Genomic DNA, 15,322 nt, shown 5'->3' on the forward strand with positions numbered 1-15,322 from the left:
GCGGGTCCCTTTGTAGGCAGTTCACAGACCCTAGCCCGGGGCGCAACAGGCCAGGGTGTGGCAATACACACAGCATCGTCCGCCGGTCCTGTCCGGTTCCTCCTTGGCCGGAGGCGGTGTCGTACGCCAGGATCGACGCCATGGACCTGCTGAACACGCTGGTGGACAAGGGGCTGCGGCGCGAACTGCCGACCCGTGACGAAGCGCTCGCCGTACTGGCGACCTCCGACGACGAACTGCTCGATGTGGTGGCCGCGGCCGGAAAGGTGCGCCGCCAGTGGTTCGGCAGGCGCGTCAAGCTCAACTATCTGGTCAACCTGAAGTCGGGACTCTGCCCGGAGGACTGCTCCTACTGCTCGCAGCGTCTCGGCTCCAAGGCCGAGATCCTCAAGTACACCTGGATCAAGCCGGACGAGGCGGAGAAGGCCGCCGCCGCGGGCGTGGCCGGCGGCGCCAAGCGCGTATGCCTGGTGGCGAGCGGCAGGGGCCCCACCGACCGGGACGTCGACCGGGTGTCGAAGACGATCGAGGCGATCAAGGGACAGCACGAGGACGTCGAGGTGTGTGCCTGCCTCGGCCTCCTGTCCGAGGGGCAGGCCGAGCGCCTCAGGTCCGCCGGCGCGGACGCCTACAACCACAACCTCAACACGTCCGAGGCGACGTACGGGGACATCACGACCACCCACACGTACGCCGACCGGGTGGACACCGTGCAGCAGGCCCAGGCCGCCGGCCTCTCGGCGTGCTCCGGGCTGATCGCGGGCATGGGAGAGACCGACGCCGACCTCGTCGACGTCGTCTTCTCGCTCCGCGAGCTGGACCCCGACTCGGTGCCGGTCAACTTCCTGATCCCCATGGAGGGGACCCCGCTCGCCAAGGACTGGCACCTCACTCCTCAGCGGTGCCTGCGCATCCTCGCGATGGTCAGGTTCGTGTGCCCGGACGTCGAGGTCCGGCTCGCGGGCGGCCGCGAGGTGCACCTGCGCTCGATGCAGCCGCTCGCCCTGAACCTGGTCAACTCCATCTTCCTGGGCGACTATCTGACCAGCGAGGGCCAGGCGGGCCAGACCGACCTGGACATGATCGCGGACGCCGGCTTCGAGGTGGAGGGGGCGGAGACCAGGACGCTCCCCGGACACCGGGCGGAGCCTTCCGAGGGCTGCGGTTCGCACGAGGGCGGCTGCGCGCCGTGCGGCGACGGCCCCCGGGCGGTCCCGGAGCAGACCGAGGCGCAGGCGGCGCGCACGGATCTGGTGGCGGTTCGCCGTCGCGGTGCCGGGACGGACCTCGCGCCCAATGCCTGACCGGTTCACCCCCGCCGAGCTCCGCGCCCTGGACCGGGCCCACGTCTGGCACCCCTACGGGCCGATGCCCGGCCGTCAGGAACCCCTGATCGTGGAATCCGCGTCCGGGGTGCGGCTGCGGCTCGCCGAATCCGCTTACGGGCGGGACGAGTTGGTCGACGGCATGTCGTCCTGGTGGTCGGCGGTGCACGGCTACAACCACCCGGTGCTCAACGACGCGGCCCGGGGCCAGCTGGACCGGATGAGTCATGTGATGTTCGGCGGGCTCACGCACGAGCCCGCCGTCCGGCTGGCGGCCCGGCTGGTGGAGATCACCCCGGAGCCGCTGCAGCACGTCTTCCTCGCCGACTCCGGCTCGGTCTCGGTCGAGGTCGCGGTGAAGATGTGTCTGCAGTACTGGCGCTCGGCGGGCCGGCCGGCCAAGCACCGGCTGCTGACCTGGCGCGGCGGGTACCACGGGGACACCTGGCAGCCGATGTCGGTCTGCGATCCCGAGGGCGGGATGCACGACCTCTGGTCGGGCGCGCTCCCCCGGCAGGTCTTCGCGGACGCGCCTCCCGACGGCTTCGCGGCGGGACCCGACGAGGCGTACGTACGGCACCTGAACGACCTGATCGCCGCACACAGCGACGAACTGGCCGCGGTGATCGTGGAGCCGGTGGTGCAGGGAGCGGGCGGGATGCGCTTCCACTCGCCGGCCTATCTGCGGGCGCTCCGCGAGGCGTGCGACGCCCACGACGTGCTTCTGGTCTTCGACGAGATCGCGACCGGTTTCGGGCGGACGGGAGAGCTCTTCGCGGCCGGGCACGCGGGGGTTTCGCCGGACGTGATGTGCGTCGGCAAGGCGCTGACCGGGGGCTATCTGACGCTGGCGGCGACCCTGTGCACCGCGCGCGTGGCGGAGGGCATCTCACGCGGGGAGGTGCCCGTGCTGGCCCACGGGCCCACGTTCATGGGCAATCCGCTGGCCGCGGCCGTGGCGTGCGCGTCCGTCGACCTCCTCCTGGGCCAGGACTGGCAGGTCGAGGTGAAGCGGATCGGTGCGGGGCTCCGGGACGGTCTCGCGGAGGCCGAGGGGCTGCCGGGCGTGCGTGACGTCCGGGTACTGGGAGCCATCGGCGTCGTACAGCTCGACCACGAGGTCGACATGGCGGCCGCGACGCGGGCCGCGGTCCGCGAGGGCGTGTGGCTGCGGCCGTTCCGGGACCTCGTGTACACGATGCCGCCCTACGTGACCGGGGACGACGACGTGGCGAGAATCAGCCGGGCCGTGTGCGCGGCGGCGAAGGAGGGCTGAGATGACGATCCTGGTGGTGACCGGAACGGGCACCGAGATCGGCAAGACGATCGTGACGGCGGCGGTGGCCGCTGCCCGCGCGGACCGGCGTGTGGCGGTCCTCAAGCCGGCCCAGACCGGCCTGGCACCGGGCGAACCGGGCGACGCTGCGGAGGTCGTACGGCTCGCGGGCGCCCATGTGACAGCCGTGGAACTGGCGCGCTTCCCCGAGCCCCTGGCCCCCGAGACGGCGGCACGGCGGGCGGGAATGGCACCCGTGCGCCCCTTCGAGATCGCGGAGGCGGCGCAGAAGCTGGCCACGGAGCACGACCTGGTCCTCGTGGAGGGAGCGGGCGGCCTTCTCGTGCGCTACGACGGTCAGGGGGCCACGCTCGCGGACGCCGCCCGGCTCATGGCCGCACCCGTCCTGGTCGTGGCGCAGGCCGGCCTGGGCACGCTGAACGCCACCGCGCTGACGACGGAGGCCCTGCGGACCAGGGGGCTTGCCTGCACCGGCGTGGTCGTCGGCAGCATGCCGGCCGATCCGGACCTCGCTTCGCGGTGCAACGTGGAGGACCTCCCGGTCTCGGCGGGGGTCCCGCTGCTGGGCGCGGTACCGGCCGGCGCGGGCGCTCTGGATCCGGCCGACTTCCGTGCACGCGCGGGGAGTTGGCTCGCTCCGGAACTCGGGGGGAATCGCAGGGCGGACTGAGGGGGCTGAGCAGGCCCATACGGGGGAGAATCGGAGAAGAGGAGAGAACCAGAGAAGAGCCGCATCTCCGCGTCCTCCGAGGAGGCCTGCCATGCGTCGGCGCAGTTCGAACGTCACCAAGGACGCCGTGCACCACCCGGTGTTCGCCCGCTTCTACGCACGGATGAGCGTGACCGCGGATCTGAAGGCCGGTATAGCCGACCACCGCGAGGAACTTCTCGCCGGGCTGTCGGGCCGGGTCATCGAGATCGGCGCGGGCAACGGGCTCAACTTCGCACACTACCCCGGGGCCGTGTCCGAGGTGGTGGCGATCGAGCCCGAACGGAGTCTGCGGCGACTGGCGGCGGCAGCCGCGCGGCGCGCGGAGGTTCCGGTCGACGTGGTGCCGGGAACCGCGGAGGCCCTGCCGGTCAAGAGTGAGGCCTTCGACGCGGCCGTGGCCTCGCTGGTGCTGTGCACCGTGCGCGACCTCCCACGGGCCTTGGCGGAGATGAAGCGGGTGCTGCGGCCGGACGGCGAACTCCGGTTCTTCGAGCACACCCTGGCCTCGGGACGGACGCTGGCGACGGCGCAGCGGGTGGCGGACCGAACGGTGTGGCCCCTTCTGTTCGGTGGCTGTCACACGGCGCGGGACACCGTCGCGGCGATCGAGGAGGCCGGGTTCCGGATGGGGACGTACCGCAGATTCCGTATCCCGGAGAAGGGTGTGCAACTTCCGACCACGCCGTGCGTGATCGGGGTCGCCCGCAGGTCGGCCGTGGTCGACAGGACGGCGGAGGCGGGCTGACGGGGGCTGGGTGGCCGATGAGGCGGGTGGCCGATGAGGCGGGGTCAGAGGCGGGTGGCTGATGAGGCGGGGTCAGAGGCTCCACCGGCGCAGTTCGTCGGCGATGGCCCGGACGTCCGCCTTGCCCTCCTTCACCAGTCGCGCGAGATCGCGGACCTGTTCGGGCGAGGTGATGACCTTCATCCCGGAGGCGACGAGGTAGCCGTAGGCCACAGCGGAAGCGAACATCGCGTTGGAGTGCTCCAGCGCCGGCACGTGGAGCAGGAGCTGCAGCATGGCGGCCGCCCGTGCGTGCGGCTCGCTGTAGACGGGGCTGCCGAAGATCTCCGCCTCGTGCCGGCTGACAGCCGCGACGAGCGCTCCCCAGTCGACGACCTGCGGATCACCGGGCGTCTTGTGCTCGGCGACCATCAGCAGCCAGGAAAGGTCGATCTGCAGGTTCAACGGGTGCCTTCGCGCTCCGGGCCGAACTCTTCGGCGAACACCGACTCGTACTGCTTCATGAAGTCGGCCGCGGCTTCGACGAACGTGTGTCCGACCTCGCCTGCATCCCGCTTGACGAGTTCCTCTATGTAGCGGTTCACACTCATCCCCCGTTGCAGGGCGCGCTGTCGCGCCGCCTCGGCGGTGGCCTCGTCCACGCGTACGTTCAGCTGAGTCTTGGTCACCCCATCACGCTAGCGCGCGACCGCTAGCACCGGCAAGAGGACGGACGCGGACATCTCTCGCCTCCTCTCGCCTCCCCTGGCCTCCTCTTCATGCCGCCGTACGCGATGGCGGCGACCGGCCACGCCCCGCGGCGGCGGGGACGCGCGCAGGATTTGCGGGGAGGGCTGGCGGAGCGGGGCTGGCGGCATCTGGGTGCGCGGCTTGCCGGGGTGCGGGGTGGGCGGCGCCTTGGTGCGCCGCCTGCCGGGCAGCGGGGCGCGGGGCGGAGCGTCGGTGCACGACCTGCCTCGCAGCGGGGTGCTGGGTGCTGGGTGCTGGAGGAGCGTGAAGCAGCCTGCCGAGCCGCAGCGCGGTACGAGTGGAGCCCCGGCGTGCGGCCGGGTGGGCGGCCTGCCGGTCTGCCGGCCGGCCGAAGGGCACCTCGGGCGCGCGGCAGGCCGAGGGACACCGGGGACGTGGGCCGAGGGACAGCCGGTCAGCCGGTCAGCCGGTCAGCCGCAACTCCCTCCAAGGCCGTCGGGTCGGCGCCCGCATCCCGCCCCGCATCTCGCCGGAGCCTCCGCCGCACCCGGACATCGCGTCACGCCAGAAGCGGCCCGCGTCCGGTTCCTCAACCCTACGAACGGCGAGTTCGACACCGAACCGACCCCGCTCGGACCCAGCACACCCACCTCCCACATCGATAGGTTGAGGGCGGCGTCCCGGCCCGGCCCGGCACGATCACGTCTTTGCCGACCCTTTACTATGAATGTTCGACCGTCCGACCCACTCGAAAGGTGTGAGCGTCCGCCCATGGGCGAGCCCCCCAGTAGTCCATTCCGCCGACATCGCGCGATCCTCCAGCCCCTGCCCGATCATGGGACGGAGGTGAACCGATGACCGAAGTGCTACTGCTCCTCATGGCCTTGCTGCTCTCCCTCGCCTGCGGTGTGTTCGTGGCGGCGGAGTTCTCCCTGACCACGGTGGAGCGCGGCCAGCTCGAACGGGCCGTCGAGCAGGGGGAACGGGGTGCTGCCGGAGCCCTCAAAGCCGTACGCAGCCTCACCTACCAGCTCTCGGGCGCACAGCTCGGCATCACCGTCACCAATCTGGTGGTCGGCATGCTCTCCGAGCCGTCCATCGCGGCGCTGATCCGGGGGCCGGTGGAGGCCACCGGCTTGTCGCCGGGCGTCTCCTCCTCGCTGGCGCTCGTGATCGGCACGGCCCTGTCCACCGTGGTCCTCATGGTCGTGGGCGAGCTCGTCCCGAAGAACTGGGCGATCTCGTCGCCGCTGGCCGTCGCCAGGAGGGTCGCCGCACCGCAGCGCGTGTTCACCGCGGTCTTCCGCCCCTTCATCAGCCACCTCAACAACACCGCCAACCGGATCGTGCGCCGCTTCGGTCTGGAGCCGGCCGAGGAGCTGGCCTCGGCGCGCAGTCCGCAGGAACTGGTGGCCCTGGCCCGCCACTCCGCGAAGGAGGGCGCGCTGGAGGCGGACACCGCCGAACTCTTCGTACGCACCCTCAACCTGTCCGAGCTGACCGCGGAGAACGTGATGACGCCCCGCGTCCAGGTCACCGCCCTCGAGGTCCAGGCGACCGCCGAGGACGTCGCGAACGCCACGCGGGCGACGGGCCTCTCCCGCTTCCCGGTCTACCGCGGCAACCTGGACACGGTCGTCGGCATCGCGCACATCAAGGACGTCCTGGCCATCCCGGCCGACCAGCGGCCTCGCAAGCGGGTGTCGGACATGCTGCGCGAACCTCTGCTCGTGCCCGAGTCCCTCACCGTGGACCGTCTGCTGGACCGGCTCTCGGGAAAGCCGGCCATGGCCGTCGTCATCGACGAGTACGGCGGCACGGCGGGAGTCGTGACGCTGGAGGACATCGTGGAGGAAGTCGTCGGCGAGGTACGGGACGAGCACGACCCCCACGAGACACCCGACCTGGCCTCGGCCGGCGAGGACGCGGACGGCCGCACACTCTGGTCGGCCGACGGGGCGGCCCGCACGGATCAGCTCCGCACGATCGGGCTGCGGGTCCCCGACGGTCCGTACGAGACACTGGCCGGGCTCATCGCGACGGAGGTCGGCCGCATTCCGGTGGCCGGTGACACCGTCGAGCTCACGGGCTGGCGCATCGACGTCGTGGACGCCTCGGGGCACCGGGCGGCTCGCGCGCTGCTCCACGCGCCACTGCTCAGTGACGACGAACCGGCGGAGGACGAGCGATGACCGCCATCCAGCTGTTCGTCGGCCTGCTCACCCTCGTCGTCAACGCGTTCTTCGTCGGCGCGGAATTCGCACTGATCTCCGTGCGCCGCAGCCAGATCGAGCCCGATGCCGAGGCGGGGAACCGTCGCGCGCGCAGCGTCATCTGGGGCCTGGAACACGTGTCGGCGCTCTTGGCGGCGGCCCAGCTCGGCATCACGCTCTGCACCCTGGTGCTGGGCATCGTCGCCGAACCGGCCATCGCCCATCTCCTGGAGCCGCTGTTCGACGCGGTTGGAGTGCCTCATGGGCTGGTGCACCCGATCTCCTTCGTCATCGCTTTGACCGTGGCGACGTATCTCCACATGCTGCTGGGCGAGATGGTGCCGAAGAACATCGCGCTGGCCGAACCGTCCAGGACCGCGCTGCTGCTCGGGCCTCCCCTGGTGACCCTCGCCAGAGCGCTCAAGCCGGTCATCTTCGCGATCAACGCCTTCGCGAACGCCCTGCTCAAGATCCTCCGGGTGGAGACGAGGGACGAGGTCTCCGCGACCTTCTCCGACGACGAACTCGCGCGTCTCGTCAAGGACGCGGAGGACTCCGGACTCGTCGACGACCGTTCGGCGGACCGGCTGCGGCATGCCCTGGAGCTGGGCCGTCGTCCCGTCCGGGACGTGATCCTCCCGGTCGACCGCGTCCTGTACACGAGGGTCGGGACGACTCCGGAGGAACTGGAGCGACTCTCGCACGAGTCCGGCTTCTCACGGTTCCCGGTGATGGACAGTGAACAGCGGATCATCGGCTACCTCCACGTGAAGGATGCCCTCGACGCGGCGCCTCGCGATGTCCCGTTCCCAGTCTCGGCGCTGAGGCCGATCGCCCGGGTACGTGCCGCGACCCCGCTGGACGACGTGCTGACCGCACTGCGGCGCAGCCGTACACACCTGGCGGCCGTACTGGACGAGGACGGCCGCCTGTCCGGCATGGTGACGATGGAGGACGTGCTGCGCGAACTGGTGGGCAGGCCGCAGGACCGCTGACAGCGGTGCGACGAGGCGAGCGGAGGGGGCGGGGCGGGAGGGAGCCCCTCTCTCCGCTCGCCTGTCTCCCCCGGCGCCCAGGCGGTACGATCGACGTCGCCATGGAATTGAATGCCTCCTACACCAGTCTCGTAGCGGTCGGCGACTCGTTCACCGAGGGCATGTCGGATCTGCTGCCCGACGGCTCCTACCGCGGTTGGGCCGATGTCCTCGCCTCGCGCCTCGCGGCGCGGTCTCCCGGCTTCCGGTACGCGAACCTCGCTGTGCGCGGAAAGCTCATCGGCCAGATCGTCGACGAGCAGGTCCCCGTCGCCGCGGAGCTCCAACCGGACGTGATCACCCTCGTCGGCGGGCTCAACGACACCCTGAGGCCGAAGTGCGACATGGGCATGGTGCGCGGTCGGCTGGAGGAGGCGGTGGAACGCCTCGCGCCCGCGTGCAAGACCCTGGTCCTGATGCGCAGCCCCGGCCGGAACGGCCCCGTGATGGAGCGGTTCCGTCCCCGGATGGAGGAGCTGTTCTCGCTGGTGGGAGAACTGGCCGATCGCCACGGCGCACTGGTGACGGACCTGTACGGCGCACCGTCGCTGGGCGACCCGCGGATGTGGGACGTCGACCGGCTGCATCTGACCGCCGAGGGGCACCGCAGAGTCGCGGAAGCCGTCTGGCAGACGCTGGGCATGCCCGAGGAGAGCGACTGGCAGACGCCGATGGCGGCAACGGCGCCCGTGCGCTGGGCGCAGCGGCGGGTCGAGGACGCACGGTTCGCCAAGCAGCATCTGATGCCCTGGATCGGGCGACGCCTCACGGGCCGCTCATCCGGCGACGGGCGAGCAGGTGCCCAGTACGACGCCGGGCTCGGGCAGGCCTTCTGGATCACCCCCGAGGACACGTCGGCACCCGGGCCCGTCACGGGCTGGCGCCGGCTGGACGGCTGACAGCCACGGCGGGCGGTCGTCTGTCAGACTGCCGGCTCCACCTGGCACCGGCAGCCGGGAACCCGGGGGCCACTCGTCGGCCCCCGGCCCGGGTCGTGTCAGCGCGCTCAGCCTGCTTCGCGTGAGCCCGTGGCCCGTGATGCTCCCGCTGGTCGCGACGGACCCTCGCCCGCACGTACACGCTGGGAGCCTGGGCGGCCCTTCGTAGAAAGCCACAGACCGGCCCTCGGCGCGGACCTGCAGAAACCGCCAGTAGAATCCGGACACGTGACTGCTGTGTCTGCGAAGCCTCGCATCCCCAATGTCCTGGCCGGCCGCTATGCCTCCACGGAGCTGGCCGTCCTCTGGTCCCCCGAGCAGAAGGTGAAGCTGGAACGTCAGCTGTGGCTGGCGGTGCTGCGCGCTCAGAAGGACCTCGGGATCGAGGTTCCCGATGCGGCGCTGGCCGACTACGAGCGCGTGCTCGACCAGGTCGACCTGGCCTCGATCGCCGAGCGCGAGAAGGTCACCCGGCACGACGTGAAGGCTCGGATCGAGGAGTTCAACGCCCTCGCCGGCCACGAGCAGGTCCACAAGGGCATGACCTCCCGGGACCTCACCGAGAACGTGGAGCAGCTGCAGATCCGGCTCTCCCTGGAACTGATGCGGGACCGCACGGTCGCCGTCCTGGCCCGTCTCGGCAAGCTGGCGGCGGAGTACCGCGAGCTGGTCATGGCGGGCCGGTCCCACAACGTCGCCGCCCAGGCGACGACCCTCGGCAAGCGCTTCGCGTCTGCGGCGGACGAGCTTCTGGTGGCGTACGGGCGGCTCGAGGACCTGCTGGGCCGATACCCGCTGCGCGGCATCAAGGGCCCGGTCGGCACGGCGCAGGACATGCTGGACCTGCTCGGCGGCGATACGGCAAAGCTGGCCGATCTTGAACAGCGCATCGCCGGGCACCTGGGCTTCGGTCAGGCGTTCACCTCCGTGGGCCAGGTCTACCCCCGCTCCCTCGACTACGACGTCGTGACCGCCCTGGTGCAGTTGGCCGCGGCCCCGTCGTCGGTCGCGAAGACGATCCGGCTCATGGCCGGGCACGAGCTGGTGACCGAAGGCTTCAAGCCGGGCCAGGTCGGCTCCTCGGCGATGCCGCACAAGATGAACACCCGCTCCTGCGAGCGCGTCAACGGCCTGATGGTCATCCTCCGCGGCTACGCGTCGATGACGGGTGAGCTCGCGGGCGACCAGTGGAACGAGGGCGACGTGTCCTGTTCCGTGGTCCGGCGCGTCGCCCTGCCGGACGCCTTCTTCGCGTTCGACGGTCTGCTCGAAACCTTCCTCACCGTGCTCGACGAGTTCGGCGCGTTCCCCGCGGTGGTCGCGCGTGAGCTGGACCGCTACCTGCCCTTCCTCGCCACCACCAAGGTGCTCATGGGTGCGGTGCGGGCCGGGGTGGGCCGTGAGGTGGCTCACGAAGCCATCAAGGAGAACGCGGTCGCCTCGGCACTCGCGATGCGGGAACAGGGCACGGAGCGCAACGAACTGCTGGACAAGCTCGCCGCCGACGAGCGCATCCCGCTCTCCCGTGAGCAGCTCGACGCCCTGATGGCCGACAAGCTCTCCTTCACCGGAGCTGCGGGAGACCAGGTCAGCGCTCTCGTGGCCCGCATCGAGGAGATCGCCAAGCAGCACCCCGAGGCTGCCGGGTACACCCCCGGCTCCATCCTCTGACGGCACTGCACCGATCGCATGGAGCCCGAAGAGTCTCCCGCCGCCCGCGGCCGCGTCGTACCCGACGTGGTCGCGGGCGGCCTGCGTGTGTTGTTCTGCGGCATCAATCCCAGCATCATGACGGCTGCAACCGGTCATCACTTCGCCCACCCGGGCAATCGCTTCTGGCCTGTACTGCATCTTTCGGGATTCACCTCCAAAAAGTTGAGACCGTCCGAACAACGGATGCTCCTGGACTATGGCTTGGGCATCACCAACGTCGTGGCAAGACCCACCGCACGGGCCGACGAACTGAGCACGGAGGAATTCCGCCAGGGCGGCAGAATCCTCGCGGCCAAAGTGGAAGAGTTGCGGCCCGCGTGGCTGGCCGTCGTGGGGGTCACCGCCTACAGGACGGCTTTCGGCGACCGTCGCGCACAGATCGGTCCTCAGGAACGCAGGGTCGGCGGCGCACGCGTGTGGGCCCTGCCGAATCCCAGCGGCTTGAACGCTCACTGGACCGTGGAGACCATGGCCGACGAGTACTCCCGCTTGCGGTCGGCCGTCGATGAGCAGGTACGCGAGGACTCGAAGCCTTAGGCACTGAGGGCCGACGCTCACGCCCTCCCGGTCAGGGCATCGTCGCCGTGTCGGCTGCCGAAGGGCTCGAGGTGGGTCGTCAAGGTGGGTCGACGACCGTCACGATGACGCCCAGCTCGCAGTCGGCTCCGGCTTCCTGCAGATACAACACCATGGCTATCCAACGCTCGTCGACCCGCCACAACTGCAGGTATTCGCAAGCTGAGACAGGTTCGGCCCAGGGGTCCGCTATCACCTCGCCTGCCCTCATGCGTTCCTGGGCGCTCCACATACTGACCACCTGTGGTTCGCCCCAGCGAAGAGTGAGAAGCGTGAGCAGTGCGTCGTGTTCCGCCAGGCACTGTGCACGTCGCTGCGCGCGGTCTGAGGCGTCGTCCTCTCCGTACAGGTCTTCTTCGCCGAGCAGAAGCGCTGCGTGGTAGCCGGGTCCGCTGACGCCTGTGCCCGAGTGAAGGCGCTCCGAAGGAAAGTCCTGGGTGCGCATTCCATCGATGAGGCCGAGGTGATGTGCGGTCGTCATATCGTCAGTAAACCTCTCCACACTGACACATGGCCTTCCGCCCGGGCACAACCCGGGGCCTTCGGCTTCGTCAACAGGACGCGAGCTGACGCACAGACTTGCCCCGGCGGCCGGCCAGGGCCAGCGCCTCGCTTGGTGCCCCTCGCCTGGAAGCGCTGGTCGTCCAGGCGGGAGCCGCGCCCGCCGACTGGTCGCGTTCCCTCGACCTGCAACCCCCACTACGCCCGACACGGCCGGCAGTCGATAGGTCAAGGGCGTCCGTTGAGGATGCGTCGGCACGGCCGTGACGCAGGTTCGTCCTCATGAGCGCTGATGCGTCAGCGCGGGGTACGGACTGCGCCTTGAGGGCACAGGTCTGTGATCTGCGTGGTGAGCCGAAATCGCCTCACTGACCATCGGCTGGCGGCCCCGGCGGACAGGGCCTTGCGTGGCACAGACCCACCCTGTACGCGCGATCTCCGGCCGGGCCTTGCGGGACCCGCAACCAGCAGGAGTAAGGGCACTCACTCACCCACAACTCTCGCGCGGTGCCCCGTATCCGCCATCCGGTATCCGGCACCGGCGGACTTTCGCGCCCCGTCCGCACGTGGACCGTGGCGTCCGTGGCCCACGCGCTTTCTAGGCGTCTCGCCGGCTCATGGACCACCACCCGGCGAGAAGTGCGAGGCCGGCCCATGCCGCGGTGACAGCGAGTCCCGTCCAGGGTCCCAGACCCGCCTCCTGATGTGCGTGCAGGACCGACTGCCCCGCTTGATCGGGGAGAAATCGAGCGGTGTCTCCGGCTATGTCTCCGATCACGAAGGACACGATGAGAATGAACGGAATCAGCAGACTCAGCACGGCGACCGCGCTGCGCAGGAGTGCTGTCAGTCCGGCCGCGAAGAGGGCCATCAACCCGAGGTAGACGCCCCCACCGAACGCCGCCCGCAACGCACCCTCATGTCCGAGGGATATCGCGTAGTCCCCCATGAACAGCTGCCCGACGAGAAACGTGCTGAAGCTGGTGATCAGGCCCACTCCGAGGGCAAGCCCGCCGACCACCGACATCTTGCAGCCGTACAGCAGGCCACGTCGGGGAACCGCCGCGAACGATATGCGCAATGCACCGTTGAGACACTCCGACGACAGGGCGGTCGCCCCGAACACCATGGCGGCGATCTGTCCGAAGTTCAGTGCGTAGAAGGCTGAAAACACCGGGTCGTCAGTTGCACCACTCGCCTCAGCCCGGCCGATGGAGGCGAACACGAGCACGGTGATGAACAGTGTCGCACCGAAGACCGACATCAACGAACCTGACACCGACCGCACAGAGCTGATCTTGATCCACTCGGAGCGCAGAACCGCTGCCACAGATTTTGTCACGGTGCTCAAACCGCCTTACGGCAGACCGGCTCGCCGGGTAGGGCCGCAGATGCGGCGAACTGGGTCTCGCTCGCGGTGAGGTCGAGGTATGCCTCTTCCAAGGTGGCCTGCATCTGCACCAGCTCGGTGAGTGGAATGCCCTCCGCGGCCGCTATCGCGCCGATCTCCTCCACGTGTGCTCCTTCGATCGTCCAATCCCCGGAGTCGCCCTCGACGGGTGTGTGCCCTTTGCGTGTGAGAGCGTCCCAGAGACGAGAGGCTTCGGAGGTCCGCAGCCGGACACCGGGGCGGGCGTGGGAACCGAGAAACTGCCGCATCGTCCGATCGGCCAGCAGCCGGCCCTTGCCCAGCACGATCAAGTGGTCGGCGAACGATGAGGTCTCACTCATCAAGTGGCTGGAGACCAGGACGGTTCGACCTTCGCGCGCCATGCGACGCATCAGCTCTCGGATCCATACGATGCCTTCTGGATCAAGCCCGTTGGAAGGTTCGTCCAGCATCACCACTTCCGGCTCACCGAGCAGTGCCGCGGCGATGCCGAGCCGTTGCCGCATGCCGAGCGAGAAGGTCTTGATCCGCCGCCCTGCGACTTCTGTGAGGCCGGCGTCCGCGAGCGCCTTCTCGACTCTGCTGTCGGCTATGCCGTTGCTTGCCGCGAGAACGCGCAGGTGACTACGCGGGGTCCGTCCGCCGTGCGCCGCCTGGACATCGAGCAGGGCTCCGACCCGCCGCAGCGGGTTGTCCAGCGCCGAGTAGGGTCGTCCACCGATGGTGACCGAGCCGGCCGATGGGCGGGCCAGCCCGAGCGCGAGTCGCATGGTGGTGGACTTCCCGGCACCGTTGGGTCCGAGAAAGCCTGTGACGCGCCCCGGCCGCACGCTGAACGTGAGGCGGTCGACAGCGCGGACAGGACCGTAGTCCTTGGTGAGTTCGTGAACTTCGATGCTGGTCATGGTTCAAGGCTGTCCTGCGGCCCGTTCTCGCCGCCTCCCCCATCGGAGGGGTCGATATCCCTCGCTCGGGGGAGCCGCCTTCCAGCGCGGCGCTGACACGATTGCGGCATGCACCACTTTCTGGGACCGCTGACCCGCCCCGTCACCTACAGCCGCTGGCTGCATCTGCTCATTCCGTCCGCAGTCGTCAGCGTGTGGCTGTTCATTTCCATGGAGACACCGTGGATGCCTTGCCTGTTCGCGGTGCCGATCGGTCTGCTGCCCGGATTCCGCCTCGCCGAAGGCCTGCAGGCTCAACTGCTCCTCACACCTGCGGAACGTGGCAGGCCGAATGCGTCGATCTCAGCCGCTCCATCCGCCACGTGGGCCGAGCGGTGGCGGACTGTCGCCTGGCTCGAGGTCAGACTGCTGCTGGCAGCAGCAGCAGGCTTCGCCACCGTCTGGTTGCCGACGACGACGGTCGACCTCATAGGCGCAGCTGCCGGCGCCCGGCCGACCACGGGCTGGCTGGCCGAACTGCTCCCCGCGCGCTGGCTGTGCGCACTGCTCGCGCCGGTGCCCCTCCTGATACTCCTCGGGGTGGTCATCCTCTGCGGTGAAGTGGCCACAGCAGCGGCCCGCGGGTTGCTCAATCCGTCCCCGACCGAGCGGTTGACCGCCTTGGAGGAACGCACCCAGCTGTTGCTGGAGCGTAATCGGATAGCCCGAGAACTCCACGACTCCATCGGTCACGCACTGACGATCGCAGTGGTGCAGGCGGGAGCCGCCCGGACCGCGGACAGCCCGGAGTTCACCGCACGCGCCCTCGCCGCCATCGAGGAGACAGCACGCACCGCGCTGGAAGATCTGGAGCGGGTCCTGCGAGTTCTGCGGGAGCCGGATCTTCCCGTCGGCGGACGTCCGACGCTCCTCGAAGCCGGCAGGCTGCTGGATTCGGCCCGCGACTCCGGCGTGATCATAGACGTGGACATGGCGGGATCACTTGAACTGCTGCCCGGCCCGGTGTCACGCGAGGGGTACCGGATCCTGCAGGAATCGCTCACGAACGTGCTGCGTCACGCCGGCGCTGTTCCCGTACGGGTGAGGATCTCCGTGGCGGAGACCTGCCTGGATCTGGAGGTGGCCAATCCGATTGTTGGGCCGCCTCGCCGCCGAGGAGGCGGTAGCGGTCTTCGAGGTATGAGGGAGCGGGCCGCGCTGCTCGGCGGTAAAGCGAGGACGGGACCGAACAAGGGGGAATGGATCGTGCACGCGAGCCTGCCGTTGGACCACATACGCTGACC

15 protein-coding genes are annotated in these 15,322 nt (G+C 69.6%); 10 read left to right on the forward strand and 5 right to left on the reverse strand.

Features of this window, described 5'->3' with window-relative positions:
* The first annotated feature begins 140 nt into the window (after nt 1-140).
* From bioB to OHT61_RS04430, 4 genes are all read left to right on the forward strand, one after another.
* Nucleotides 141-1,304, forward strand: coding sequence for a biotin synthase BioB (gene bioB / locus OHT61_RS04415; protein WP_329035194.1), 1,164 nt, complete (start codon nt 141-143; stop codon nt 1,302-1,304).
* A complete protein-coding gene (locus tag OHT61_RS04420) occupies nt 1,297-2,601 on the forward strand; it encodes an adenosylmethionine--8-amino-7-oxononanoate transaminase (RefSeq protein WP_329035196.1) in 1,305 nt (434 codons plus the stop codon). The genes bioB and OHT61_RS04420 overlap by 8 nt, the downstream gene beginning before the upstream one ends.
* Before the next feature lies 1 nt (nt 2,602).
* On the forward strand, nt 2,603-3,292 hold the full coding sequence (gene bioD, locus OHT61_RS04425) for a dethiobiotin synthase (protein ID WP_329035198.1): 690 nt from the start codon (nt 2,603-2,605) through the stop codon (nt 3,290-3,292).
* A 91-nt stretch (nt 3,293-3,383) separates the two neighbouring features.
* On the forward strand, nt 3,384-4,079 hold the full coding sequence (locus tag OHT61_RS04430) for a class I SAM-dependent methyltransferase (RefSeq protein WP_329035200.1): 696 nt from the start codon (nt 3,384-3,386) through the stop codon (nt 4,077-4,079).
* A 72-nt stretch (nt 4,080-4,151) separates the two neighbouring features.
* Here OHT61_RS04430 and OHT61_RS04435 read toward each other — a convergent pair whose 3' ends face one another.
* A complete protein-coding gene (locus OHT61_RS04435) occupies nt 4,152-4,523 on the reverse strand; it encodes a fic family toxin-antitoxin system, toxin component (protein ID WP_329035203.1) in 372 nt (123 codons plus the stop codon).
* On the reverse strand, nt 4,520-4,747 hold the full coding sequence (locus tag OHT61_RS04440) for an antitoxin (protein ID WP_329035205.1): 228 nt from the start codon (nt 4,745-4,747) through the stop codon (nt 4,520-4,522). Before OHT61_RS04440 ends, OHT61_RS04435 begins: the two co-directional genes overlap by 4 nt.
* Before the next feature lie 876 nt (nt 4,748-5,623).
* Between OHT61_RS04440 and OHT61_RS04445 the strand changes: the two genes are divergently transcribed.
* The 5 genes from OHT61_RS04445 (at nt 5,624) to mug (ending at nt 11,204) form a co-directional block, all read left to right on the forward strand.
* Nucleotides 5,624-6,961, forward strand: a complete 1,338-nt coding sequence (locus OHT61_RS04445; protein WP_329035207.1) for a hemolysin family protein — start codon at nt 5,624-5,626, stop codon at nt 6,959-6,961.
* Entirely contained in the window at nt 6,958-7,977 is a 1,020-nt protein-coding gene (locus OHT61_RS04450; protein ID WP_329035209.1) for a hemolysin family protein, read from the forward strand. The genes OHT61_RS04445 and OHT61_RS04450 overlap by 4 nt, the downstream gene beginning before the upstream one ends.
* A 101-nt stretch (nt 7,978-8,078) precedes the next feature.
* On the forward strand, nt 8,079-8,915 hold the full coding sequence (locus OHT61_RS04455) for an SGNH/GDSL hydrolase family protein (protein WP_329035210.1): 837 nt from the start codon (nt 8,079-8,081) through the stop codon (nt 8,913-8,915).
* A 267-nt stretch (nt 8,916-9,182) separates the two neighbouring features.
* Complete coding sequence (gene purB, locus OHT61_RS04460; protein ID WP_329035213.1) at nt 9,183-10,625, forward strand: adenylosuccinate lyase; 1,443 nt, start codon at nt 9,183-9,185, stop codon at nt 10,623-10,625.
* Between the two features lie 18 nt (nt 10,626-10,643).
* Entirely contained in the window at nt 10,644-11,204 is a 561-nt protein-coding gene (mug, locus tag OHT61_RS04465) for a G/U mismatch-specific DNA glycosylase (RefSeq protein WP_329035215.1), read from the forward strand.
* Between the two features lie 79 nt (nt 11,205-11,283).
* On the opposite strand, the gene OHT61_RS04470 is transcribed toward mug, so the two are convergent.
* The 3 genes from OHT61_RS04470 to OHT61_RS04480 all read right to left on the reverse strand — a co-directional run bounded on the left by OHT61_RS04470 (nt 11,284) and on the right by OHT61_RS04480 (nt 14,039).
* A complete protein-coding gene (locus OHT61_RS04470; protein WP_329035218.1) occupies nt 11,284-11,724 on the reverse strand; it encodes a hypothetical protein in 441 nt (146 codons plus the stop codon).
* A gap of 618 nt (nt 11,725-12,342) precedes the next feature.
* Complete coding sequence (locus OHT61_RS04475; protein ID WP_329035220.1) at nt 12,343-13,086, reverse strand: ABC transporter permease; 744 nt, start codon at nt 13,084-13,086, stop codon at nt 12,343-12,345.
* Nucleotides 13,087-13,091: 5 nt separating this feature from the next.
* Nucleotides 13,092-14,039, reverse strand: coding sequence for an ABC transporter ATP-binding protein (locus OHT61_RS04480; RefSeq protein WP_329035222.1), 948 nt, complete (start codon nt 14,037-14,039; stop codon nt 13,092-13,094).
* Between the two features lie 108 nt (nt 14,040-14,147).
* On the opposite strand from OHT61_RS04480, the gene OHT61_RS04485 reads away from it, so the two are divergent.
* Nucleotides 14,148-15,320, forward strand: coding sequence for a sensor histidine kinase (locus OHT61_RS04485; protein WP_329035224.1), 1,173 nt, complete (start codon nt 14,148-14,150; stop codon nt 15,318-15,320).
* The last annotated feature ends 2 nt before the right edge of the window (nt 15,321-15,322 follow it).

Source organism: Streptomyces sp. NBC_00178 (genome assembly GCF_036206005.1).
Lineage (GTDB): Bacteria > Actinomycetota > Actinomycetes > Streptomycetales > Streptomycetaceae > Streptomyces.